Genomic DNA, 389 nt, shown 5'->3' on the forward strand with positions numbered 1-389 from the left:
CAAAAACATGGGGCCTTAGCTCAGCTGGGAGAGCGCCTGCCTTGCACGCAGGAGGTCAGCGGTTCGATCCCGCTAGGCTCCACTTATTTTAATATCATTTATGGCGGTGTAGCTCAGCTGGCTAGAGCGTACGGTTCATACCCGTGAGGTCGGGGGTTCGATCCCCTCCGCCGCTACCATAAAGGACCTTTAGCTCAGCTGGTTAGAGCAGACGGCTCATAACCGTCCGGTCGTAGGTTCGAGTCCTACAAGGTCCACCACTAAAGGTTTATATCTCGGAGGTATACCCAAGTTCGGCTGAAGGGATCGGTCTTGAAAACCGACAGGCGGCGAGAGTCGCGCGGGGGTTCGAATCCCTCTACCTCCTCCATTTTTTCTTAAATTACATA

4 tRNA genes are annotated in these 389 nt (G+C 53.7%); all 4 read left to right on the forward strand.

The annotated features are described in order from the left end of the window. Nucleotides 1–9 precede the first annotated feature (9 nt). The 4 genes from OXT04_RS29630 (at nucleotide 10) to OXT04_RS29645 (ending at nucleotide 370) form a co-directional block, all read left to right on the forward strand. Nucleotides 10–82, forward strand: a tRNA-Ala gene (locus tag OXT04_RS29630). A 20-nt stretch (nucleotides 83–102) separates the two neighbouring features. Beyond that, nucleotides 103–179, forward strand: a tRNA-Met gene (locus OXT04_RS29635). A 4-nt stretch (nucleotides 180–183) separates the two neighbouring features. Further along, a tRNA-Ile gene (locus OXT04_RS29640) sits at nucleotides 184–260 on the forward strand. Between the two features lie 17 nt (nucleotides 261–277). Next, nucleotides 278–370, forward strand: a tRNA-Ser gene (locus OXT04_RS29645). Nucleotides 371–389 lie beyond the last annotated feature (19 nt).

Origin of the sequence: Bacillus sp. GC_Bacil_1 (assembly GCF_026540675.1) — a bacterium.
Lineage (GTDB): Bacteria > Bacillota > Bacilli > Bacillales > Bacillaceae_G > Bacillus_A > Bacillus_A cereus.